Genomic DNA, 22515 nt, shown 5'->3' on the forward strand with positions numbered 1-22515 from the left:
CTCAGCCGGCGGCGGCCGGCGTCCGGGTCTCCTTCATGGCCAGCACCGCCACCAGGCTGATCAGCCCGACGCCGGCCATGTACGCCGACACCGACAACGACGTGCCGGTCGACTTCTGCAGGGCCGCCGCGACCAGCGGGGCGAACCCGCCGCCGAGCAGCGCGCCGACCGCGTACGAGAAGGAGACCCCGCTGTAGCGGTAGCGGGGCTCGAACATCTCGGCGAACAGCGCCGACTGCGGCCCGTACGTCGCGGCGAGCCCCAAGTTGAGCACCACCACGGCGACCACCATCAGCGCCGCCACCTCGGTGTCCACCAGCAGGAAGAACGGCACGGCCCAGACCACGAGGAGCACCGAGCCGGCCAGGTAGACCGGCTTGCGGCCGATCCGGTCGGACCAGATCGCCGTGGCCACGATCCCGGCCAGCCAGGTCAGGCTACCGATGATCACCACGACGAGCATGAGGTTCCTGCTCACCTTCAGCACCTGGGTGCCGTAGGACAGGAGGTAGGCGAGGAACACGTAGCCGATCGCGGTGTTGGCGACGAAGCTGGCCGAGGCGAGCAGCAGCGCCCGCGGCCGTTCGCGGAAGACGTCGAGGACGGGCCGCCTGCTGCGGGCCCGCTCGGCGGAGAGCGCCCGGAACACCGGCGTCTCGGCCACCCGCAGCCTGATGAACAGCCCGACCGCGACCAGCACGACGCTGAACAGGAACGGCAGCCGCCAGCCCCAGCTCGCGAACTGCGCCTCCGACAGCCCGGCCGTCACCGCGACGTACACCAGTTGCGCCAGGATCAGCCCGGCGGGCACGCCCACCTGGGAGTACAGCCCGTAGCGGCCGCGCTTGCCGGGCGGGGCGTGCTCGACGGCGAGCAGCGCCGCGCCGCCCCACTCGCCCCCGGCGCTGAGCCCCTGCAGCAACCGCAGGACCAGCAGCAGGATCGGGGCCGCCACCCCGATCTGGTCGTAGGCGGGCAGCAGCCCGACGCCGACCGTGGCCGCGCCCATCAGCAGCAGGGACGCGACCAGCATCGCCTTGCGCCCGAGCCGGTCGCCGAAGTGCCCCCACACCAGGCCGCCCACGGGCCGGGCCAGGAACCCGACGCCGAGCGTGGCGAACGCGGCCAGGGTGCCCGACGCGGGCGAGAGCGGGGAGAAGAACTGGGAGCCGAAGACCAGCGCGGCGGCCGTGGAGTAGATGAAGTAGTCGTACCACTCGATCGTGGTGCCGACCGCGCTCGCCATGGCGACGCGACGGAGTTGGGCGGGATCCGGCTCTGCTGCCTCGTGGCTCATGGCGCCTCCCTCGACGCCAGAGTAGATCTTCCTCCGCCCGCTTCCCAGTGGCCCTGGGCAGGCGTCCCCTAGAACGCCACCCCGCACCGCAGGATCACGTTCGCGTACGGCGTGGCCTCCCCCGTGCGGACGGCCAGCCGCACGCCCGCCGACAGCCGCTTCAGCTCCTCGTGCGGCACGTACGCCAGCCCCGGCAGCCGGGCCGCGAGCAGCCCGGCGCAGCCGGGGTTGCCCGCGCGCACCTCCTCGGCCGCCGTGGCCCCCTCGACGACGAGCTCGGCGAGCAGCCCGTCGAGCACGTCGGCGAAGGCCGGGATGCCCGGCAGGAAGGCCAGGTCGACGACCCGCACGCCGGGCGGCACGGGCATCCCGCTGTCACAGACCAGCACCTGGTCGGTGTGACCGAGCCGGGCCATGGCCCCCGCCAGCTCGGCGTTCAGAATCCCCGCGCGTTTCACTGGAAGTCCGCGACGTTCTCCTTGGTCGCCACCTTGACGGGCACGGCCACCGTCTTGTCGATGGTCTCGCCCTTGGCGGCCTTGACCGCGGCCTGCACCGCCTGCTGGCCGAGCAGCGACGGCTGCTGGGCGACGCTGGCGGCCAGCGTGCCCGCCTGCACCGCCTTCAGGCCGTCGGGGGTGCCGTCGAAGCCGACGACCTTGACCTGCTGGCCCGCCTTGGCGCCCAGGGCCTTGATCGCGCCCAGCGCCATCTCGTCGTTCTCGGCGAAGACGCCGGTGATGCCGGGGTTGGACTGGAGCATGTTGGTCATGACGTCCAGGCCCTTGGTGCGGTCGAAGTCGGCCGGCTGCTTGGCCACGACCTTGATGTTCGGGTACGCCGCGATGCCCTCGGCGAAGCCCTGGCCCCGGTCGCGCGAGGCGGACGTGCCCGCCGTGCCCTGCAGCACGACCACGCTGCCCTTCTCGCCGAGCTGCTTGGCCAGCTCCTGGGCGGCCAGCTTGCCGCCGGCCACGTTGTCGGAGGCCACGGTCTGGGCCACCTCCGCGCCGTTGACGCCGCGGTCGGCCGCGATCACCGGGATCTTGACCCGGTCCGCCGCCTTGACCGCCGGGGCCGCCGCGTCGGAGTCGACCGGGTTGACGATGATCGCCTTCATGTTCTGGCTGGTGAAGTTCTGGACCTGGTTCACCTGCTGGGAGGCGTCGTTCTGGGCGTCGGTGACGGTCAGCGTGACGCCCTCCTTCTTGGCCTCCGCCTCCGCGCCGCTGCGCAGCTGCACGAAGTAGGGGTTGTTCAGGGTCGACACCGACATGCCGATCTTGATGTCCCCGCCCCCCGAGGACGAGCCTCCGGAGCCCCCGTCGCCGGAGGAGCCGCAGGCGGCCAGGCCGAGCGTGAGCGCGGCGCCGGCCATGACAATCGCGGGAATCCGCATGATCTTTACTTCCTTTTCCTAGTTCGTTCCCCTGCGCCGCAGGGTGTCGACGAGGACCGCGAGCGCGATCACCACGCCGATCACGACCTGCTGCCAGAACGCCGAGACGGACAGCAGGTTCAGCCCGTTGCGCAGCACGGCGAGGATGAGCGCGCCGACGAAGGTGCCGAGCGCCCTGCCCTTGCCGCCGGACAGGCTCGCGCCGCCGATGACGACGGCCGCGATCGCGTCCAGTTCGTAGCCCGCCGCGGCCTGCGGCTGCGCCGAGGCCAGCCGGCTGGCCAGGACGATCCCGGCCACCGCCGCGAAGACGCCGGACAGCGCGTACGTGATGAGCTTCTGCCGGTTGACCTTGATGCCGGACAGCCGGGCGGCCTCCTCGTTGCCGCCGATGGCGTACATGGCCCGGCCCGGGTACGTGCGGTTGAGCACCACGGCCGCGATCACGCCCATGACCAGCATCACCAGCACCGGGATCGGCAGGTAGTCGCCGAGCGTGTCGCCCAGGTGCGAGACCGAGTCGGGCATCGCGATCGGGCTGCCCTGCGAGATGACCAGCGCCAGACCGCGGGCGATGCCGAGCATGGCCAGCGTGGCGATGAACGGCGGCAGCTTGCCGTACGCGATCAGGGCGGCGTTGACCAGGCCGCACACGACGCCGACGGCCAGCGAGACCACGACGGCGACCGGCCACGGCAGCCCGGCGCTGGTGGCCGTCCAGGCCAGCACGATCGCCGACAGCGCGGCGACCGAGCCGACGGACAGGTCGATGCCGCCGGTGACGATCACGAACGTGGCCCCGAAGGCCAGGATCGCGGTGACGGCCGCCTGGACGCCGACGTTGAGCAGGTTCGTCACGCTGAGGAAGTCGGAGGACAACAACGACAGCGCCACGACCAGCACGACGAGCGCGGCGAGCGCGCCGTTCTCGGCGAACCAGGCCGCGGCGGGCGACCGGCGGCCGGTGAGCTTGTTCGGAACGGTGCTACTTGGCACGGGGACCCTCCACATCCGTGACCGCGAGGGCCATGACGTCGTCTTGCGTGGCCCCGGCCGCGGGCAGCTCGCCGACGAGCCGGCCGCGGGCCATGACCAGAATGCGGTCGCTCATGCCGAGCACCTCCGGCAGATCGCTGGAGATCATGAGCACGGCGTGCCCGGAGGCGGTGAGCGCGTTGATGAGCTGGTAGATCTCGACCTTGGCCCCGACGTCGATGCCGCGGGTCGGCTCGTCGAGGATGAGCACGCCCGCGTCGGCGACCAGCCACTTGCCGATGACGACCTTCTGCTGGTTGCCGCCGGACAGCGTGCGGACCTCCTGGTCCAGGCCGGTCATCCGGATACCGAGCTGCTCGGCCACCTTCCCGGCGGCCCTGCGCTGGCCGGCGCGGTCGACGAAGCCGGCGCGGGTGGCGGCGCGCATGGTGACCAGGCCCAGGTTCTCGGCCACGTCCGCGCCGAGCACCAGGCCCTGGCCCTTGCGGTCCTCGGGGACCAGGCCGAGCCCGGCCTCCATGGCGGCGTGCACGTCGCCGGGCGCCAGGCGCGTGCCGCGCACGACCACCTCGCCGGTGTCGTAGCGGTCGGCGCCGAAGACGGCCCGCGCGACCTCGGTGCGGCCGGCGCCGACCAGCCCGGCGACCCCGACCACCTCGCCCGCGCGCACCTCGAACGAGACGTCGTCGAAGACGCCCCTGCGGCCGAGGCCGGAGACCTTGAGCAGGGCCTCGCCGCGTTCGGCGGCCTGCCGCGGGAACTGCTGGTCGATCGGGCGGCCCACCATGAGCCTGACCAGCTCGTCCTGGGCGGTGTCGGCGGGGATCTCGGTGACGGACCTGCCGTCGCGCAGCACGGTCACCCGGTCGCCGATCTCGGCGATCTCCTCCAGGTGGTGGGTGATGAACACGATCGAGACGCCCTCGTCGCGGAGCTGGCGGACGATCGTGAACAGCTTGGCGACCTCGCCGGAGGTGAGCACGGCGGTGGGCTCGTCCATGATGAGCACGCGGGCGTCGAGCGCGAGCGCCTTGGCGATCTCCACCATCTGCATGCGGGCGATGCCGAGCCGGGAGATCGGCGTCGTCGGGTCGACGTCCACGCCGACGCGGTCGAGCAGCGCCCTGGCCTGCCGTTCCATGCGCTTCTTGTCCACCAGCCCGAACCGGCGCGGCGGGCGGCCGAGCGCCAGGTTCTCGGCGACGGTGAGCTGGGGGACCAGGTTGAACTCCTGGTAGATGGTGGCGATGCCGAGCCGCTGGGCGTCGCCCGCCGACCGGATGTCCACCGGCTGCCCGTCGACGGTGACGTGCCCGCCGTCCGGCCGGTACGCGCCCGACAGGATCTTGATCAGCGTGCTCTTGCCCGCGCCGTTCTCGCCGAGCAGGACGTGCACCTCGCCGGCGCGCAGGCTCAGATCGACGCCGTCGAGTGCCACGACGCCGGGGAAGACCTTGCGCAGGCCCTCGGCCTTGAGTATCTCCGCGCTCACTCCATGATCCCTTTCCGCTCGCAAGATCGGCGAATCACCAGGCGCGCCGGCAGGACGTGCGAGTCGGCCGCCTGCCCGCTCTGGATCCGGCCGATCACGAGCCGCACGGCCAGGCGCCCCATCTCGGCCGTCGGCTGGGCGATGGCGGTGATCGGCGGGGCGGTGTGCTTGAACCAGGTCACGTCGTCGAAGGAGGCGACGGCCACGTCGGCGGGGATGCGCAGGCCCCTGGCCTGGATCTCCTCCAGCCCGCCCAGCGTCATCAGGTTGTCGCCGAAGAAGATCGCCTCGGGCGGCTCGGGCAGGTCGAGCAGTTCGGCGGTGATGCGCCGGCCGCTGCCCTCGCGGAAGTCGCCGGGGCGCACGTACTCGGGGCGCACCTCCAGGCCCTCGGCGGCCATGGCGGCGGCGAAGGCGGCCGTGCGCTCGCGGCCGGTGGACAGGGTGGCCGGGCCGGAGGCCAGCGCGATCCGGCGGTGGCCCTGCTCGCGCAGGTGGCGGACCAGCTCGGCGATGGCGGCGGCGCCGTCGGAGCGCACGGAGGGCACGTCGAGCCCGGAGATCGTGCGGTCGAGGAAGACCACCGGCCGGCCGGCCTCGGCGAGCTGCTGCACCAGCGGCGTGACCTCGGCGGTCGGGCAGATCAGCAGCCCGTCGACGCGCTGCTCCAGCAGCGTGCGCACGTAGTGGTCCTGCTGGTCGGCGCGCTCGTCGGCGTTGCCCATGACGACCGTGAAGCCCTCGCGCCTGGCCTCGTCCTCGACGCTCCTGGCCAGCTCGGTGAAGAACGGGTTCAGGACGTCGCCGATGATCAGGCCGATCGTCCTGGTCGCGGTGGTGCGCAGGGAGCGGGCGACGGCGTTCGGCACGTAGTTGAGCGCGCTCATCGCGTCGTAAACTCGGCGCCGGGTCTCCTCGTTGACCGAGGGGTTGTCGTTGAGCACGCGGGAGACCGTGGCGACGGAGACACCGGCTTGCGCGGCGACGTCCTTGATCCTTGCCATCGTTCCTCCGTGTAATCGATTACACGGCAGCTTATGAAATCGATTACATGGTTGGCAAAGTGAAATGGCTCACACCCCCGGGGGAGAGGGTGTGAGCCGGCTTTCGATGGCTCGGGCCTTCCGGACCTGCCCGGACCTGCCCGGACCTGCCCGGACCGCCGGGTCCGGGTCCGGGTCCGGGTCCGTCAGACCTTGCTGATGCGGACCGCGTCGGCGATGACGAGGCCCGTGCCGGCCGTCCACCGGCTGATGCCGACGGCGTTGTAGGTGCCGGCGTTCAGCGAGAAGGTGCCGATGCTGCGCCAGCCTCCGCCGCCGGAGCGCTGGTCCACGTAGACGGTCTGGTTGCCGCCCGAGGCCGCCACGATGTACGGCGCCGAGCTGTTGTAGCCCGGATCGGACGGGTACCAGACCTCCACCTTGTACGTGCCCGCGCTGGGGATCGCGGCCTGGTACCAGGCGGGGTCGCTGGAGGCGACCGGGTCGGCGAAGCGGTAGTCGGCGCCGTAACGCTGGCTGGAGTAGGCGGAGGTGCCCCAGTTGGCGCTGGCGGTGAACTTGCCGGAGGTGGCGTTGTCCACCGTGGTGGACCACGAGGGCGTGCCGCCGCCGGTCACGTAGTTCATGTACGTGGTCCAGTTCCAGTACGGCCCCGGATCGGTGTGGTCGGCCCCGGGAACCTCGTTGTGCCCGATGATGTGGGCGCGGTCCTTCGGGATGCCGTACTTGTCGCAGATGGCCTTGGTCAGGGCCGCCGACGCGCGGTACATGGCGTCGGTGAACCACGAGGACTCGCTGACGTAGCCCTCGTGCTCGATGCCGATCGACCTGGTGTTGTACGTCCAGTTGCCGGCGTGCCAGGCGACGTCCTTCTCGCGCACCATCTGGGTGATGGCGCCGCTGGACGACTTCACGACGTAGTGCGCCGAGACCTGCGCGGCCGAGTTCTGGAACCAGGAGATCGTCCCGGCGTACGAGCCCTGCGTCACGTGGATGACCACGCGGTCGATCGCGTAGCTCGACGGCCGGCTGGAGGCGGTGTAGTTGCTGGAGCTGGCCGGGACCCAGGCGGCCGGGCCGTAGTCGGTGCTGAGCACGCCGACGTCGGAGCGCGCGCTCAGGTCGGGGGCCTTGGCGTAGTCGCCGCGGTCGGCGGTGACCTCCTGGGGCTTGACCGTCACGCCCCGGGCCGTGATGCCGAGGCCGAGCTGCTCGTAGACCGAGTCGGCGTACAGCCGGGCGATCTCCGGCGAGGAGGCGTTGCCGTACTTGGCGACGGCCTGGTACCAGCGGCCGGCGTCCTTGCGGCCGGCGTCGTCGAGGCCGAGCTCGTCGGCGTAGGAGCGGAGCAGGGCGGCGCCGCCGAGGATGTTGGACTCGTTGTCGGAGCGCAGCTTCTCGACCGGCAGGCTGGTGAGCTCGGCGGCCTTCTCCAGCGCGTGGGTCGTGGGGTTGCTGACCAGGTGCATCAGGCCGTAACCGCCGCTGGCGCTGGGCTTGCCCTGGTGGTCGTCGAGGTGGGTCTCGGCGTAGGCGAGCGCGACCAGCAGATCGCGGGGGACGTCGCTGGCCGAGGCGGCCTTGGCGAACGCCGACGGCAGCGCGGGCTCCCGGGCGGCCTGGGCGGCGGGCTGGCCCGCGGTGATCAGGGCGACGGTCAGGGCGGAGGTGGCGAGGGCAGCTAATCGCGTGCGGGCGAGAATCATGGGGATGCTCCTCGTTGGGGGGTGACGGGTGGAACGCGGGCGCGTGTCCGCGGCCCGCGTTTGGCCGCCGAATGCGGCCCAACGTATGTCACCTCTGACACAATGTCGATAATTGACATTACAGACGTGTTAGGTGAAACTTTCCGCCCGCCGACCGGAGGGTGGCGGGAAAGTTGGGCCCCTGAAAACTATTGCGCTCTGCGGTCAGGGGACTGAAACTTCCTTTCGTGACCGCGCTCCTGCGTACCGTCCTGGCGGCGCTCACCGCCGCCGTCGTCGCCGCCGTGGCTCCCGCCCCCGCCTCCGCAGCCCCCACCTCCGACTCCGCAGTCGCCTCCGCAGCCGCCTGCGCGACCGACCCCGCGACGCCCAAGCGGCAGCTCCGGGCCATGTGGATCTCCTCGGTCGCCAACATCGACTGGCCGAGCCGTACCGGGCTCAGCGTCTCCGCCCAGCAGGCCGAGTTCCGCGCCTGGCTCGACCTGGCCGTCGCCAAGCGCATGAACGCCGTGATCGTGCAGGTCAGGCCGACGGCGGACGCGTTCTGGCCGTCCCCGTACGAGCCGTGGTCGCAATGGCTGACCGGCACCCAGGGGACGAACCCCGGCTACGACCCGCTGGCGTTCATGGTCGGCGAGGCCCATGCGCGGAACCTGGAGTTCCACGCCTGGTTCAACCCGTACCGGGTCGCCAACAACGACGACCCGACCAAGCTGATCTCCACGCACCCAGCGCGGCAGCACCCCGACTGGCGCTTCGCCTACGGCGGGAAGCTCTACTACAACCCGGGCATCCCAGCGGTCCGCGACTTCATCGAGGACGCGATCATGGACGCCGTCACCCGCTACGACGTGGACGGCGTGCACCTCGACGACTACTTCTACCCCTATCCCGTCAGCGGCCAGGCCATCCCGGACTCGGCCGCCTACGCCCAGTACGGCGGCGCGTTCCCCAACATCGCCGACTGGCGGCGCGACAACGTCAACCTGCTCGTCCGCGAGCTCGGCCAGCGCATCCACACCGCCAAGTCGTGGGTGTCGTTCGGGATCAGCCCCTTCGGGATCTGGCGCAACTCCTCGACCGACCCGCTCGGTTCGCGCACCTCCGGCCTCCAGTCCTACGACGCGATCTACGCCGACAGCCGGCAGTGGGTCAAGCAGGGCTGGATCGACTACCTGGCGCCGCAGATCTACTGGCACATCGGGTTCTCCACGGCCGCCTACGAGGTGCTGACCGCGTGGTGGTCGGACGTCGTGCGCGGCACCGGCGTGCAACTCGTCGTGGGACAGGCCGCGTACCGGGCCGGCGCCTCGGGCCAGGAGGCCGCCTGGCAGGACCCGGCCGAGCTGAGCGACCACCTGTACGACAACAGGAAACATCCCGAGATCGCCGGTGACGTGTACTTCAGCGCCAAGGACGTCAAGGCCGACCGGATCGGGGCGATCACCAAGCTGGTCACCGACCACTACGCCAAGCCCGCCCTGCTGCCCGCCCGGGGCTCGGGGGCCGCGCCCGCCGCGCCCACGATCACCGCGGCCACCGCGGGCTCGAACGGCGTCCAGCTCACCTGGACCGGCTCCGGCACGGCGTACGCGGTCTACCGCGTGGCCGGGTCTCCGCCCTCGGCCGATCCGTGCTTCTTCGCCGACGCCCGCAACCTGATCGGCACGACCCGGCAGAAGTCCTACACCGACCCCGGCGGCGGCGCGTCCACCTACTACGTGACCGCGCTGAGCAGGACCCACCAGGAGAGCGCGCCGAGCGCGGGCCGGGCGGTGGGCGGCACGGGCGGCTTCAGCGTCGTGATCGACAACGCCGACGCCGGTTTCACGGCCTCCTCCTCCTGGGGCACCTCCAGCTACTCCACCCAGGCCAACGGCGCCGACTACCGCTTCGCCGATCCGGTCGCGGCCAGCGACCCGGCCTGGTTCCGGGCGGCGATCCCGAGCGCGGGCAGCTACCGGGTGGAGGTCTGGTATCCCGCCAACGCGGGGTACAACGGCTCCGCGCCGCACATCGTGGCGGCCTCGGGCGGCAACCAGACGGTCAACGTCGACCAGCGCACCGGCGGCGGGGCCTGGCGGGTGCTGGGGACGTACACGCTGGCGGCCGGGACGTACAACGTGGTCGGGGTGAGCCGGTGGACCTCGGCGACCGGCTACGTGATCGCCGACGCCGTCCGGATCACCAAGGTCTGACCCTTCAGGAGCGGGCCTTCGCCCAGGCGGGGCTGTCGATGAAGTGGTTGTCGAAGCGGTCCTGCGAGGCCAGCAGCTCTTCGAGCGTGGCCTCGCCGGCCTTGAGCCGGGCCAGCAGGCGGAAGTACTCGAACCGCTCGACGCCCGGCGTGATGACGATCAGCAGGTCGGCCTCGGCGCCGGGGGCCGCGGCGAAGGCGTGGGCCACGTGGGGCGGCACGACGGCGACGTCGCCCTGCTCCAGAGTGATCACCTCGTCGCCGGCCAGCACCTGCGCCCGGCCGTCGAGGACGTAGAACATCTCGGAGGCGGTGGTGTGGGTGTGCGGCACGGCGCCGTCGGCGCCCGCGCCGAGCGTGATGCGCATGGTGCTCAGGGCGCCGCCGGTGGCGCTGGAGTCGAGGAGCATGCGGCCCGTGCTGGGCGGGCCGCCGATGACCTCGGCGTCGACGGAGCGGATGACGGCGGTGCTGCGGGGGTCGATGAGCGACATGGTGTTTATCCGTTCTCGGAGAGGGCGCCGCGGAGTGCTGTCTCCACGAGGCGTTCGGCGTAGGCGCGGTCGACGGGGGAGCCGGTGATCAGGACGCGGTAGTACAGGGCCCCGGCGAGCTGGTCGAACAGGGCCTCCACGTCGAGGTCGGCGCGTAGCTGGCCGCGGTCCCTGGCCCGTTCGAGCAGGGCGCGGGCCAGGGTGTTGCGGCGGGCGTACATCTGCCGCTCCAGCTCGCCGACGTCGGCGTGGCGGGCGGCGGCGGCCACGAGCTCGGCCACCGTGCCCGCCGACGCGTCGTCGTCGCCGGGCGCGCGGCCCGCCGCGCGCATCCGGTTGAGCCCGGCCGCGATCTTCTCCAGGTACGCCGGCAGGTCGCGGCGGATGTCGCCGGTGTCGGTGATCTCGTCGTGGTCCTGGAGCCGGTTGACGACGGCCAGGGCCAGGTGGTCCTTGGTCGGCCAGCGGCGGTAGAGCGTGGTCTTGGCGATGCCGGCCCGCTCGGCGACCTCGTCGGGGGACAGGCCGGCGTAGCCGCGTGCGAGCAGCACCTCGGTGGCCGCCCTGAGCACACTCTCGTCGACGTCACTCCTGCGCGGCCGTCCCACCATGCCCTGCCTCCTTTTCGCTACCTGAGTAGCGTAATCCCGGAGGGCGGCATTTCGCAACCCAAGTATCGAAACTCCGGAGGTGATGAGGGAACAACTCGCCAAGCTGCTCGACGTGGTCAACCCTCCCTATGTCACGCTACGGATCGTCCCGTTGAAGGCGGGGCTCGCCGTGGGGTGCCTCGGAGCCTTCGAGGTGACGACGCTCCTGGACGGAGGACCCGATCACGCCTACCTGGAGAGCGCCGAGCAAGCGCTTGTCGTGCGATGGGAGGCCCTGTCCGGGATGGCGTTTCCCGTGGACAGGAGCCGCGAGATCATCGGCGAGGTGATGGAGAGCCATGAGTGACGCGAGCGGTCTCCGGACGGGCGTATGGGGCAAGGCGACGGCGTCGGGGGGACACGGCGGGAGTTGATGCGGCAACCGGATGACGGCGTTCTCGTCAGGGACACCAAGGACCGGGGTGAACGCCCGGTTCTGGCCTTCACCCGGGACGAATGGCTCGCCTTCCTCGACGGGGCCGCCAAGGGGGAGTTCGACCTGACCTGAGCCCGTCAGGAGGCGTACATCACCGACAGGAAGCGGAGGAGGAGGGCTTCCCTGGTCTCGGCCGGGAGGGCGTCCAGGACCGCGTTGACCGTCGCCATCCCCGGCTGGCCCGCGCCCGGACCCAGGTCCACGCCCACCGAGGCGGCCAGTTCGGCGAAGGTCGCGTCGTCCAGGGCGTCCAGGTCCAGGCCGGCGATCAGTTCGACCAGGCCGTCCGGGACGACGGCCGGGCCGCGCCGCCGGGCCGCCTCCGCCGCGTCGGCGATCACCCGCAGCATCGCCTCCACGCCGTTCAGCGTCACGCCGGTGACCGTGACGTGCAGGTTCGCGGGGATACCGGCGTAGGAGAGCTGCGGTTGCAGGAACCAGCCGCGCTCGCGGGCCGCGTCGGCCAGCACGAACACGTCGACGTCGTCCCCGGCGAAGGCCACCAGCGAGGACTCGGGCGCGCCCAGGACCCGCAGGCCGGGGATCGCGGCGATGCCCTCCCTGAGCCGGGCCGCCGCCTTGAGCGTGGTGCGGCCGAGCTCCACGTACCCCTCCCGGCCGAGCGCCTGGAGCGTGGCCCACGCGCCGCCGAGCGGACCGGCCGACCTGGAGCTCTGCACGGTGGCGTTGATGATCGTGTAGCCGGGCCAGGCGGCCGAGGCGAAGTACGCCCGGCGCCGCGTCGCCGGGTCGGCGAACAGCACCACCGAGGCGCCCTTCGGCGCGTAGCCGAACTTGTGCAGGTCGCAGGAGAGCGAGGTGACCCCCGGCACCGACAGGTCGAACGGCGGCACGTCGGCCCCCGCCTCCCGCAGCCAGGGCAGCAGCCAGCCGCCCACGCACGCGTCCACGTGACAGGCCACGCCCGCCTCGGCCGCCACGGCGGCGACCTCCGCGACCGGGTCGATCACGCCCTGCGGGTACGACGGCGCCGAGACCACCACCAGGACCGTGTCCTCGTCGATCGCCGCCGCGACGTCCTCCACCCGCACCTTGTACGTCTCCAGGTCCACCGGCACGGCCTTGACCCGCAGGCCCAGGTAGTGGGCCGCCTTGTGGAAGGCCGGATGGGCGGTCACCGGCAGCACGAGGTTGGCGGCGGGCCGCCCGGCCGCGTCCCGCGCCGCCTTGACCGCCAGCATGATCGACTCGGTGCCGCCGCTGGTGAAGATGCCGTGGCCGCCGCCGAGCAGGTCGGCGACCGCGCCCACGACCTGCTTCTCCATCTCCACGATGCTCGGGAACGCCGTCGGGTCCAGGCAGTTGACCTCCAGCATCTCGGCGTACGCGCGGGCCGCCGCCTCGTGCACCTCGGGCCGGCCGGTGTCGTAGACGTACGCGGTCACCTGGCCGCCCCGCACCGGCAGGTCGTGCTGTTTCATCCTGGCCACCTCGGACAGCAGGTCCTCGGCGGTTCTTCCGGACAGGGGGAGGGTCACACGGTCTCCTTGGCGGGGGCGAAGGCGGGGGCGAGGGCGAGCCTGCCGTAGCGGACGACGAACGGCAGGCTGATCAGCATGAGCAGGGCGGGCAGCGCGGTGAAGCCGAGCAGCAGCCCGGTCAGCGCGCCGGCCGGCTGGGCGACGGGCGACTCCACGGGCGCGGAGACGAACCCCGACAGCGCCAGGACCAGCGCGAACAGGCCGGGGCCGAGCGCGAGCCCGGCGGTCTCGCCGGCCGTCCACAGGCCGGTGAACGCGCCGGCCTGGGCGTGGCCGGTACGGGCGGCGTCGGCGTGCACGGTGTCGGGCAGCAGCGACAGCGGCAGCAGTTGCAGCGCGGCGTAGCAGACCCCGGCCAGCGCGGTCAGCGCGAGCGTGGCGGCCAGGCTGCCCGCCGCGATGGCGGGGACCAGGGCGAGCGCCACGACGGCGAACCCGGCCGAGGCGGCCAGGTAGCAGCGCACGGTCCCGTACGCGCGGGCCAGCCGGGCCCAGGCCGGCACGGCGAGCATGCTCGGGCCCACCAGGCAGACGAACATCACCGAGGTCAGCCCGTAGTCGCCCAGCCGGTACGAGGCCACGTACGGGGCGCCCGCCAGCATCACCGCCACTCCGAGCGCCTGCGTGACGAACGCCGCCAGCAGCGCGAAGAACGGCCGGTTGCCCCGGGCCAGCCGGAAGGCCGCCGCCGGGCCGAGCTGCCGGGGCCCTGGACGCGACGACACCCACCGCGTGCCCAGCGTGGCGGCCACCAGGGCGGCGGCCATGACCAGGCCGATCGCGACGCCCATGACCGCGTACCCCGGCCGGCCGCTGCCCGCCAGGTCCACCACGGCGGGGGCCGGGCCGCCCGCGACCAGGATGCCGACGGTCAGGCAGACCACCCGCCACGACATGATCCTGGTCCGCTCGGCCGGGCTCGCCGACATCTCGGCCGGCAGCGCCACGTACGGCACCTGGAAGCTCGCGAAGGCGGTCGCGGCCAGCAGGAACGCCACCCCGGACCACACGGCGCCCGGGACGCCGCCGGGCACGGCGAACATCAGCGCGAACGCCACCGGCAGCGTGGCCGCGCCGACCGCCAGCAGCCGCGTCCGGTGGCCGGTGCGCACGGCCTCGCGGTCGCTGGCGGCGCCGACGAGCGGGTTGAGCAGCACGTCCCAGATCTTCGGCGCGACCAGGACGGCGCCCGCGACGGCGGCGGGCACGCCGAGCATGTCGGTCAGGTAGTAGAGCAGCAGCAGGCCGGGCACGGCGGAGAACACGCCGGTGCCGACCGAGCCGACGCCGTAACCGAGCAGCCGTCCGCGGCTCAGCCGTCCGGCGCCCGTCGGGGCCGGCACGGAGGGCCGGGCATCGGTCATCGGGGGTCGCCGGGAAGGGCGAGGGTGCGGTGGAGGGTGAGGTGAAGGTGGGCGCGGAAGCGGCGGAGCGCGGCCCGGTCGCCCGCGCCCCTGCGGCGGCCCTCGGCGTCGAGCACGCCGCCCTTGGCGAAGCCGTGGATCGACCAGATGACGGTCCACATGGCGTACTCCAGGTCGACCGTGCCGTCGATCACGCCGGCCTCGACCGCCGGGCGCAGCGCGCCGGTGACGGCGGAGACCAGGGGCTGGACGTACTGGCGTTCCAGCTCGGTGATGTCGCTCGCGTCGGAGAGCCAGCGGTGCATCCACAGCGCGGGGATCTCCGGGTTGTCCGCGCAGAAGTCGAGGTAGTCGTCCACCAGGCGGTGGATGGAGGCGGCCGGGTCGTCACCGGGCAGATGGGCGAGCGCCTTGTCCAGCGCCGCCTTCTCCGCCCGGTGTGCACGTTCCATGACGGCCAGGTACAGCTCGCGCTTGCCGCCCACGTGGTAGTTGACGGTGGCGATGTTCATCCCCGCCGCGTCGGCGATCTGGCGCGTCGAGGTGCCGTCGTAGCCGAGCGCGGCGAAGAGCTGGGTGGCCGCCTTGAGGATCACGGCCGGCTGTCCGCTGTCGGCAGGTCTCATACGACCGACCGTAGTTCCGTCCCGCCCCCTTGGTCAATCGCTTGATGGAGAGGGTTTACGGTCAGTCCGGAGCCCAGTACTTGACGAGGGCCTTGTCCAGGTGCGCCACGACCGGCTTCCAGGTGGGGGGCAGCGTGTAGCGGGTGACGCGATGGCCCTTGTACGCCAGCGTGTAGCTGAGGAAGTCCGCGCCCTGCGGCGGGCGTTCGGAGCGGCCGATCTTCAGTTTCTTGAGGTAGCCGCGCAGTTGGCGCTCCTCCTTGGCCGTGAGGCACTTGGCCACCACGGGCCCGGTACGGCGGCTGAGCCGCACACAGCCGTCGGTGTAGACCGTCACGCGGTTCTGCAGCCCCGCGAAGCCGCCCTCCTCGCGCAGGTCGACCAGCACCTTCCGCTGCGTGGTCACCGCCGCGGCGGGCAGCGCGGAGGCCGTGACGGCCAGCGCGAGCGCCGGCAGAAGCACGATTCGCCAGATCTTCATACCTCTATGACGTACGGGAGCCCCGAACGGCTCACTTCCCGAGGCCCGCGTCGCGGGCGCGGACGATGGCCTCGGCGCGGTCGGCGACGTGGAGCTTGGCGAAGATGTTGGAGACGTTGTTGCGCACGGTCTTCGGCGACAGGAACAGGGCCGAGGCGATCTGCGCGTTCGAACGGCCGGCCGCGACCAGCGACAGGATCTCCCGCTCGCGCGGCGTGAGCTGCGGGAAGACCGGGTCACCGGGGGCCGCGGCGGCCCCCTGGAAGAACTCGGCGACGCGCAGCGCCACCGCCGGGCCGAAGATCGCCTCGCCGTGCGCGACCGCGGTGATCGCCCGGACGATCTCGCCCTGGCCCGCCCCCTTGAGCAGGTAGCCGCGGGCCCCCGCGCGCATCGCGGCGAACAGCGTGGCGTCCTCCTCCGACATGGTCAGCACGACGACGGCGACGTGCGGGCTGTCGGCCACGATGCGCCTGGTGGCCTCGATGCCGTCGAGCCCCGGCATGCGGACGTCCATCACCACGACGTCCGGCTGGAGGTCGGCGGCGCGCTCGACCGCCTCGGGGCCGTCGGCGGCGGTGCCGGCCACCTCGATGCCCGGGATCGAGCCGAGCAGCAGCGCGAGCCCGTCGCGGTAGACCGGGTGGTCGTCGGCCAGCAGGACCCTGATCGGCTCCTGGTCAGACATCGGCGACCTCCACCCGCATCGGCAGCCGGGCCAGGACCAGGGTGCCGCCGCCGGGCGGGCAGCTCACCTGGCAGTCGCCGCCCAGCTCGGCCGCGCGCTCGCGCAGCGAGAGCATGCCCACGCCCGCCGCCACGTCGGGGCCGATGCCCGCGCCGTCGTCGCGTACCGCCACCTCAAGAGTCCCCTCCCGCGCGGTGAGCGTGATGTCGCAGCGTGCCGCGCCCGCGTGCCTGGCCGCGTTGGCCAGCGCTTCGGACACGATACGGTAGGCCGCCACCTCGACCGCCGCGGGCAGCGCGCTCAGGAGGCCGTCGCCGGTGACGCGGACGTCCAGGGCGGCCGTGCGGAACCGGCCGGCCTGCTGCTCGATCGCGCGCAGCAGGCCCAGCTCGTCGAGCGCGGGCGGGCGCAGGTCGTGGACGAGCCTGCGCACGTCCGCCAGCACCCCGCCGACCTCGGCGGCCGTCTGCTCCAGGATGCGGTCGGCCTGCTCGGGCGCGCTGCCGGCCAGGTTGCGGGCCGCCTCGATGCGCAGCGCCACCGCGCCCAGGCTCGGGCCGAGCCCGTCGTGCAGGTCGCGCCGGAGCCTGCGGCGCTCCTCCTCGCGGGCCAGCACCAGCCGGGCGCGGATGCGCTGCAGGTCGGTGCTGAGCTCGACGGCCCGCGCCGCGGCGGCGGCCTGGCGTACGAGGTCGCCGAGCAGCCGCTGGTCCCGCTCGGTCAGATCGGTACGGCACAGCACCAGACGCCCCACGGTCTCGCCCCGGTAGGCCACGGGCAATGACACCGACGGCCCGCGCGGCGACCCGTGCTCCACCACGGAACGTTCCCCGCCCGGCCGCTCGATCTCCACCCGTACGTAGGCCAGCCGGAACGCCTCCGCCAGCGTCGTGGCCACCGCGAGCAGCTGCTCGTCCGGGTCCGTGGCCAGCTCCAGCCGCTCGGCCAGCGTCGAGACCGCGGCGTACGGGTCGTCCCTGGAGCCGCGCACCAGCCTGCGCACCGCCCGCCAGAGCCAGGTGCGCAGCGGGGCGTACAGGACGGCGACGATCGCGATGGCGGCCAGCGCCGAGTCCCGTTCCCCGAGGACGCTGCCCACCAGCGTGAACACCACCACGTCCATGACCACCACGAGCGCGGCGAGCAGGCCGTAGGCCACGGTGGCCGACAGCAGCCGGTCGATGTCGTACAGGCGGTACTTGGTCACCGCCACCACCACGGCCGCCGCGGTGAACGCGATGGCCAGCGTCAGCAGCACCGCCGGGATCTGCGGGGACAACGACAGCGGCAGCAGGAGCACGATCATGTCGACCAGCGCGGCCCACATCAACCAGCGGATCTGGGCCCGCCGCTCGGCGTCGGCGACCACGTACCTGCGCACCATCGACGCGAACGGCACCACCAGGCTCACCAGGACGGACGCGTACGCCAGCGCCAGCGCCGGCTCCCAGAACGCGTACGGCAGGTCCACGGACAGGAAGTCGAGGCCGAGCCGCGCGATCTCCGGCGGCATCGCCTGGTCGTGGTAACGCTCCATCACCGCCGTCGGCGCGGTCACCAGCAGGGCCGTGAGCAGGCCGGTCAGCACCAGGCTCGTCACCGACAGCGCCCGCCACACCCGCCCCGGCGGGAGCCGGCCGTCCGGGAACAGCAGGATCAGCAGCGGCAGCCCGAGCAGCAGCGACGCCCCGAACCGCGAGTAGGACCAGTACGCCGCCGCGGCCCCCGGCAGGCCGGGCGAGACGTAGGCGGCGTACGTCGCCCAGCTTCCCGCGAGCCCGTCCAGCAGCCACAGCAGCCCGAACACCACCAGGACCCGGGCCACCGGATGCCGCGGCAGCCGGCGCAGCAGCAGCGCGCCGGGGACGAGCTGGGCGAGCCCGGTCAGCGCGGCCGGCCAGCCGGGCTCCAGCTCCGACGCCGTGGGCAACCGCACGTCCCGGGCGGCCACGTCCAGCGCCACCGTGGCGAGCGCGATCGCGACCCCGGCGACCGCCACGCCGACGGCCCACCACCCGCGTGCTGCGGCGGCAGGGGACGCCGCTGCCGCTAGGGGGCGGAAGGTCCGTTTTCTGGCACGGAACGTATTACACCCGACGCCGTGTCCTCATGTCCCGGGACAGGGGTCCCGTCGGTGGCGGGACCGGCGGCTCTGCCGGCCCGGGGCGGCCCGCCGGAAACCTGGAGGCACGACATCCCCTCGAGGAGAGAGGACCTCCCGTGGACGGCAAGATCACCACCACCCCCGCGCGGGCCCGCACCGACGTGCCCGCCGCCCCGCCCCCATCCGCAGGCCCCGCCATCGCCCCGGCCGCCGTCCGCAGGCTCGGCCTCGCGCTGAGCGCCGGCACGCTCGCCTGGACGGCCAGCATCTTCGTCTACGGCACGCAGGCCCAGGGGTTCGGCGGGCGGGTCGGCGACCTGACCGGGCTGCTCTTCCAGCTCGGCCTCTTCGCCCTGCTCGCCGTGCAGATCCCGACCCGCGCGACGGGCACGTCCGGCTTCGCCAGGATGATGCTCAAGGTCGAGCTGGTGCTGCTCGGGCTGGCCAGTGTCTGGTCCCTGCTGCACGGCGTCCTGCCCGACGACCTCCAGGACGGGCCGGTGATGCAGGCGCTCGACGTGTTCTGGCCGGTGTCCATGCTGGGCATGATGGCCATCGGCATCAAGATCGCCTTCGCCGGGCGCTGGCGCGGCGCGCTGCGGTGGTGGCCGCTCGTCGCCGAGAGCTGGGCCGTGGTGACGGTGCCGGCGTACGTGCTGTTCGGCGAGTCGATCTCGAACTGGATCGGCGGCATCCACCTGGTCGTCGGGTACGCCACCCTCGGCGCGCTGCTCGCCCTGCGCCCGCGGCTGACCTCCTAGGCCGGTGGCGTGAGCGGCAGAACGGCGGTCACCTCGGTGCCGCCGCCCGGCCGGGGGCCGATCGCGCAGGTGCCGCCGATCTCGGCCGCGCGCTCGCGCATCGACGTCAGGCCCACGCCCGGCGACGGCTCGTCGGGCAGGCCGGTGCCGTCGTCGGCGACCGACACCCGCAGCGCCGCGGCCTCCCGCCGTAACGTGACCAGCACCGACGTGGCCTGGGCGTGGCGGCGCACGTTCGTCAGCGCCTCCTGCGCGATCCGGTACGCGGCCGTCTCGACCGCCGCCGGCAACCCGCCGAGCGCGCCCTCGGGCCGATCGGGCCGGTCGGGCAGGTCGGGGCTCGCGGTCACGGTGACCTCGACCCGGGGGCCCGGGGCCCGGCCGAAGGCGCGCAGGGCGCCGGCGAGGCCCAGCTCGTCCAGCACCGGCGGGCGCAGGCCGTCCACCAGCTCGCGCACCGACATCAGCGTGCTGGTCATCTCCTCGCGCACCCGGACCAGCAGCTCCTCCACCGACTCGGGGTCGCGCTCCAGCCGCCGCCGCGCCTCGTCCAGGGTCATCGTCACGCTGGTCAGCGTGGGGCCGAGCCCGTCGTGCAGCTCCCTGCCCAGCCGGCGCCGCTCCTCGTCGCGGGTGGCGGTGATCCGCTCGTGGGAGTCCCGCAGGTCGGTGCTCAGCCGTACGGCGTGCGCCAGCTCGGCCAGGTGCTTGGCCATGACGTCCAGCGGCTCGCGGCCCGGCCGCGCCCCGGCGATCCGCAGCCGCCCGACCGGCTCGCCGTGCCAGGTCAGCTCGACGGACCGGGACCGGGCGCCCAGCTCGCCGTCCACGAACGACAGCGCGGGCTCGCCCGGCACCTCCACGCCCACCCCGCGGGCGACCAGCGACGTGCGCACGACGGAGATCGCCTCGGCCAGCGCCCCCGCCGGGTCCCCGGCCCGCTGCACGGTACGGCTGAGCAGGTCGGCCGCCCGGTACGGGTCGCGTTCCACGTTGAACAGCCGGTCCACCGAGCGCTGAAGGCGCAGGCGGACGGGATGGAAGGCCGCGCCGGTGACCATCGCGGAGGCGAGCCCCGCCGCCGCGCCGTAGCCGTCCGCCAGGCTGTTGGACGTCCAGATGAGCGCCGAGTACGTGAGGCCGGCCCCGACCGCGAGCGTGCCGTACACCAGCGTGCGGTTGAGGATGAGCCGGATGCCGTAGAGCTGGTGGCGCAGCACGGCGGCGATGATCGAGATGGGGATGCCCGCGGCCAGGAAGACCCGTACGGCGATGATGAAGGTGTCCTGGGTGCCCGCGCTGGCGATCCAGTAGACGACGAAGATCACCATGGCGTGGAAGTACCAGGTGATCTGGCGGCGCACCTCGGGCGTCGCCGCCCGGTACCTGAAGCCCAGCGAGACCACGCCGAGCAGGCACAGCAGGATCATCGGGAACCCGATCCACGACTCCACGACCTCGGGGACCCTGCCCAGCGCCGCCACCCCGAACGGGTTGCCCACCGGCACCCCGAGCTCGAACGACGGGTCGGGGGACAGGCCGAGCAGCAGCGAGTGCCCGGCCATGAGCACCAGGTTGCCGTAGAGCACCGGCCGCCAGCGCCTCGACGGCAGCCGCCCGTCCGGGAAGAGCAGCGGCATGATCCCCGTGAACGTGGGCACCGGCAGCAGCCACAGCCAGATGGCCGGCCAGGCGACGTAGGGCAGGAGCGGGCCGGGCGCGTGGAAGTACATCCAGCCGGTCAGCGCGAACAGCAGCGAGTACGCCGACCAGACGACGCCCGTCGCCCACATGAGCCAGGGGACCGGCAGCCGGGGCCGCCGGCTGATCAGGAACGCGCCGGCGAGCGGGAACATCAGCCCGATCGGGTCGAGCCCCTGCGTCTCGGCCAGCCCGCCGAGCTGCGCCGCCAGCACCGCCGCCGTCACCACGGCCGCGAGCGAGGCCCCGGCCGCCGCCCACACCCCCGCCAGCACGAGCCGCCGCCACACCCGCGTGCGGCCGGGCCCGTCCGCGCCGGGACCGGGATCGTCGTGGTCGGCAGGGGTCATCGTGGCTCCTTGACCGGCAGTTCCGCGACGACCTCGGTGCCGCCGCCGGGGCGGACGTCCAGCTCGCAGACGCCGCCCACCTCCTCGGCCCGCCCGCGCATCAGGGCGGCCCCCTGGCGGCGCTGCTCGGGCAGCCCGATCCCGTCGTCGGACACCGTCAGCCGGAGCCCGTCGCGCCGCTCCACCCTGATCAGGGCGGTGGTGGCGCGGGCGTGCCTGCGCACGTTCGCCACCGCCTCATGTGCGATCTTGTACGCCGCCACCTCCACCGCGGCCGGCAGGTCGGCCAGCGAGCCCGAGACCACCACGTCCACCCTCGGGCCGGGCGCGTCGGCGAGCAGCCGCAGGGCGCCCTCCAGGCCGAGCTCGTCCAGCCCGGCGCCGTCGAGCGCGGGCGGACGCAGGCCGTACACCAGGTCGCGGACGTCCACGATGGCCTCGGTCATCTGCCTGCGTGCCGTGCTGAGCAGGGGTTCGACCGAGCCGGGGTCGCTGGCCAGGCTGAGCCGGGCCTGGTCGACGCTCATCGCCAGGTTCGTCAGCGCCGGTCCGAGGCCGTCGTGCAGGTTGCGGCGGAGTTCGCGGCGTTCCTCCTCGCGGGTGACCATCATGCGCTCGCGCGAGCGTTGCAGGTCGGCGCTGAGCCGTACGGCGTGGGCCACCTCGGCGAGCTGCCTGGCCAGCATGTCCAGCAGCGCCCGGTCGCGCGGCTCGCCGCTGACCGACAGCCAGCCCATCGACTTGCCGTGCCAGACCAGGCGTTCGACCGAGGGGGCCGGGTCCATCTCGCCCGCGATGACGCTGCGCACCCGTCCGCCGGGCAGGACGACCTCGACCGCGACGCCGGGCGCCCCGAGGGCCAGCCGGACGGCGTGGGCCGCCGACGCCAGGGCCTCGGCCGGCCCCCTGGCCTCCTGAACGCTCCGGCTCACCCGGTCGGCCAGCCGGTACGGGTCGCGCTCCCACCTGAACAGCCGGTCCGCCGCGCTCTGCAGGCGCAGCCGTACGGGCTGGAACAGCGCGCCCGCGGCCAGGGCGGCGATCAGGTCGGACCACGTGCCGAGCAGGCCGTCGAGCGCGCCGACCCCGAAATAGACGGTGCCGACCACGGCGGTCAGCGCGAGGTAGACCAGGGCGCGGTTGAGCAGGAGGAGGGTCCGCTCGCGTCCGCGCAGCCCGGACAGGACCGCTGCCTTGACGAGCAGCGGTCTGACCGCTCTGAGCAGCACCCGCCGGACGTTTTTCGCCATATGTCGGGCACATCATA

At 73.0% G+C, this 22515-nt stretch carries 21 protein-coding genes; 4 read left to right on the forward strand and 17 right to left on the reverse strand.

The genetic code is table 11. The features are described from left to right. Position 1: 1 nt before the first annotated feature. The 7 genes from ACNF49_RS06475 to ACNF49_RS06505 form a co-directional block, all read right to left on the reverse strand. A complete protein-coding gene (locus ACNF49_RS06475; protein ID WP_482943084.1) occupies positions 2–1297 on the reverse strand; it encodes an MFS transporter in 1296 nt (431 codons plus the stop codon). 68 nt (positions 1298–1365) lie between these two features. Beyond that, positions 1366–1755 carry a D-ribose pyranase gene (rbsD, locus tag ACNF49_RS06480; RefSeq protein WP_357975052.1) on the reverse strand — a complete coding sequence of 130 codons (390 nt, stop codon included), beginning with the start codon at positions 1753–1755 and terminating at the stop codon, positions 1366–1368. Then, positions 1752–2696 carry a substrate-binding domain-containing protein gene (locus ACNF49_RS06485; RefSeq protein WP_352358764.1) on the reverse strand — a complete coding sequence of 315 codons (945 nt, stop codon included), beginning with the start codon at positions 2694–2696 and terminating at the stop codon, positions 1752–1754. Before ACNF49_RS06485 ends, rbsD begins: the two co-directional genes overlap by 4 nt. Before the next feature lie 18 nt (positions 2697–2714). Further along, the gene (locus ACNF49_RS06490) at positions 2715–3692 is read right to left on the reverse strand and encodes an ABC transporter permease (RefSeq protein ID WP_352358766.1); all 978 of its coding nucleotides are present in this window, start codon (positions 3690–3692) and stop codon (positions 2715–2717) included. Then, positions 3682–5184, reverse strand: a complete 1503-nt coding sequence (locus ACNF49_RS06495) for a sugar ABC transporter ATP-binding protein (RefSeq protein ID WP_482943085.1) — start codon at positions 5182–5184, stop codon at positions 3682–3684. The genes ACNF49_RS06490 and ACNF49_RS06495 overlap by 11 nt, the downstream gene beginning before the upstream one ends. Beyond that, positions 5181–6188, reverse strand: a complete 1008-nt coding sequence (locus ACNF49_RS06500) for a LacI family DNA-binding transcriptional regulator (RefSeq protein ID WP_352358770.1) — start codon at positions 6186–6188, stop codon at positions 5181–5183. The genes ACNF49_RS06495 and ACNF49_RS06500 overlap by 4 nt, the downstream gene beginning before the upstream one ends. 185 nt (positions 6189–6373) lie before the next feature. Continuing rightward, positions 6374–7894 (reverse strand): golvesin C-terminal-like domain-containing protein, encoded by a 1521-nt coding sequence (locus ACNF49_RS06505; RefSeq protein WP_357975046.1) that lies wholly within the window; start codon positions 7892–7894, stop codon positions 6374–6376. Positions 7895–8121: 227 nt separating this feature from the next. On the opposite strand from ACNF49_RS06505, the gene ACNF49_RS06510 reads away from it, so the two are divergent. After that, positions 8122–10092: a family 10 glycosylhydrolase gene (locus tag ACNF49_RS06510; protein ID WP_482943086.1), complete on the forward strand. Its 1971-nt coding sequence runs from the start codon at positions 8122–8124 to the stop codon at positions 10090–10092. A 4-nt stretch (positions 10093–10096) separates the two neighbouring features. Here the strand turns inward: ACNF49_RS06510 and ACNF49_RS06515 are convergent, their stop codons facing one another. Both ACNF49_RS06515 and ACNF49_RS06520 read right to left on the reverse strand, forming a co-directional pair. Beyond that, positions 10097–10585, reverse strand: a complete 489-nt coding sequence (locus tag ACNF49_RS06515; RefSeq protein WP_357975040.1) for a cupin domain-containing protein — start codon at positions 10583–10585, stop codon at positions 10097–10099. Between the two features lie 5 nt (positions 10586–10590). Further along, positions 10591–11196, reverse strand: a complete 606-nt coding sequence (locus ACNF49_RS06520) for a TetR/AcrR family transcriptional regulator (RefSeq protein WP_357975037.1) — start codon at positions 11194–11196, stop codon at positions 10591–10593. A 64-nt stretch (positions 11197–11260) separates the two neighbouring features. Here ACNF49_RS06520 and ACNF49_RS06525 point away from each other — a divergent pair, with 64 nt between their 5' ends. Together ACNF49_RS06525 and ACNF49_RS06530 are read left to right on the forward strand one after the other, a co-directional pair. After that, positions 11261–11542, forward strand: coding sequence for a Scr1 family TA system antitoxin-like transcriptional regulator (locus ACNF49_RS06525; RefSeq protein ID WP_498703795.1), 282 nt, complete (start codon positions 11261–11263; stop codon positions 11540–11542). A gap of 66 nt (positions 11543–11608) precedes the next feature. Next, positions 11609–11743, forward strand: coding sequence for a DUF397 domain-containing protein (locus ACNF49_RS06530; protein ID WP_482943088.1), 135 nt, complete (start codon positions 11609–11611; stop codon positions 11741–11743). A 5-nt stretch (positions 11744–11748) separates the two neighbouring features. Here the strand turns inward: ACNF49_RS06530 and ACNF49_RS06535 are convergent, their stop codons facing one another. The 6 genes from ACNF49_RS06535 to ACNF49_RS06560 all read right to left on the reverse strand — a co-directional run bounded on the left by ACNF49_RS06535 (position 11749) and on the right by ACNF49_RS06560 (position 18331). Continuing rightward, positions 11749–13170 (reverse strand): pyridoxal phosphate-dependent decarboxylase family protein, encoded by a 1422-nt coding sequence (locus ACNF49_RS06535; RefSeq protein ID WP_482943089.1) that lies wholly within the window; start codon positions 13168–13170, stop codon positions 11749–11751. Next, complete coding sequence (locus tag ACNF49_RS06540) at positions 13167–14537, reverse strand: MFS transporter (protein ID WP_482943090.1); 1371 nt, start codon at positions 14535–14537, stop codon at positions 13167–13169. Before ACNF49_RS06540 ends, ACNF49_RS06535 begins: the two co-directional genes overlap by 4 nt. Then, positions 14534–15163 (reverse strand): TetR/AcrR family transcriptional regulator, encoded by a 630-nt coding sequence (locus ACNF49_RS06545; protein ID WP_357975026.1) that lies wholly within the window; start codon positions 15161–15163, stop codon positions 14534–14536. Before ACNF49_RS06545 ends, ACNF49_RS06540 begins: the two co-directional genes overlap by 4 nt. Positions 15164–15224: 61 nt before the next feature. Then, positions 15225–15644 (reverse strand): hypothetical protein, encoded by a 420-nt coding sequence (locus tag ACNF49_RS06550; RefSeq protein ID WP_482943091.1) that lies wholly within the window; start codon positions 15642–15644, stop codon positions 15225–15227. A 31-nt stretch (positions 15645–15675) separates the two neighbouring features. Continuing rightward, entirely contained in the window at positions 15676–16332 is a 657-nt protein-coding gene (locus ACNF49_RS06555; protein ID WP_357975020.1) for a response regulator transcription factor, read from the reverse strand. Beyond that, complete coding sequence (locus ACNF49_RS06560) at positions 16325–18331, reverse strand: sensor histidine kinase (RefSeq protein ID WP_482943092.1); 2007 nt, start codon at positions 18329–18331, stop codon at positions 16325–16327. Before ACNF49_RS06560 ends, ACNF49_RS06555 begins: the two co-directional genes overlap by 8 nt. A 221-nt stretch (positions 18332–18552) precedes the next feature. Between ACNF49_RS06560 and ACNF49_RS06565 the strand changes: the two genes are divergently transcribed. Next, a complete protein-coding gene (locus tag ACNF49_RS06565; protein ID WP_357975014.1) occupies positions 18553–19197 on the forward strand; it encodes a hypothetical protein in 645 nt (214 codons plus the stop codon). Here the strand turns inward: ACNF49_RS06565 and ACNF49_RS06570 are convergent. Further along, positions 19194–21248, reverse strand: coding sequence for a sensor histidine kinase (locus ACNF49_RS06570; RefSeq protein ID WP_482943093.1), 2055 nt, complete (start codon positions 21246–21248; stop codon positions 19194–19196). The genes ACNF49_RS06565 and ACNF49_RS06570 overlap by 4 nt on opposite strands. Continuing rightward, a complete protein-coding gene (locus ACNF49_RS06575) occupies positions 21245–22498 on the reverse strand; it encodes a sensor histidine kinase (RefSeq protein WP_357975008.1) in 1254 nt (417 codons plus the stop codon). Before ACNF49_RS06575 ends, ACNF49_RS06570 begins: the two co-directional genes overlap by 4 nt. Positions 22499–22515: the final 17 nt, after the last annotated feature.

Source organism: Actinomadura sp. ATCC 39365, assembly GCF_054392275.1.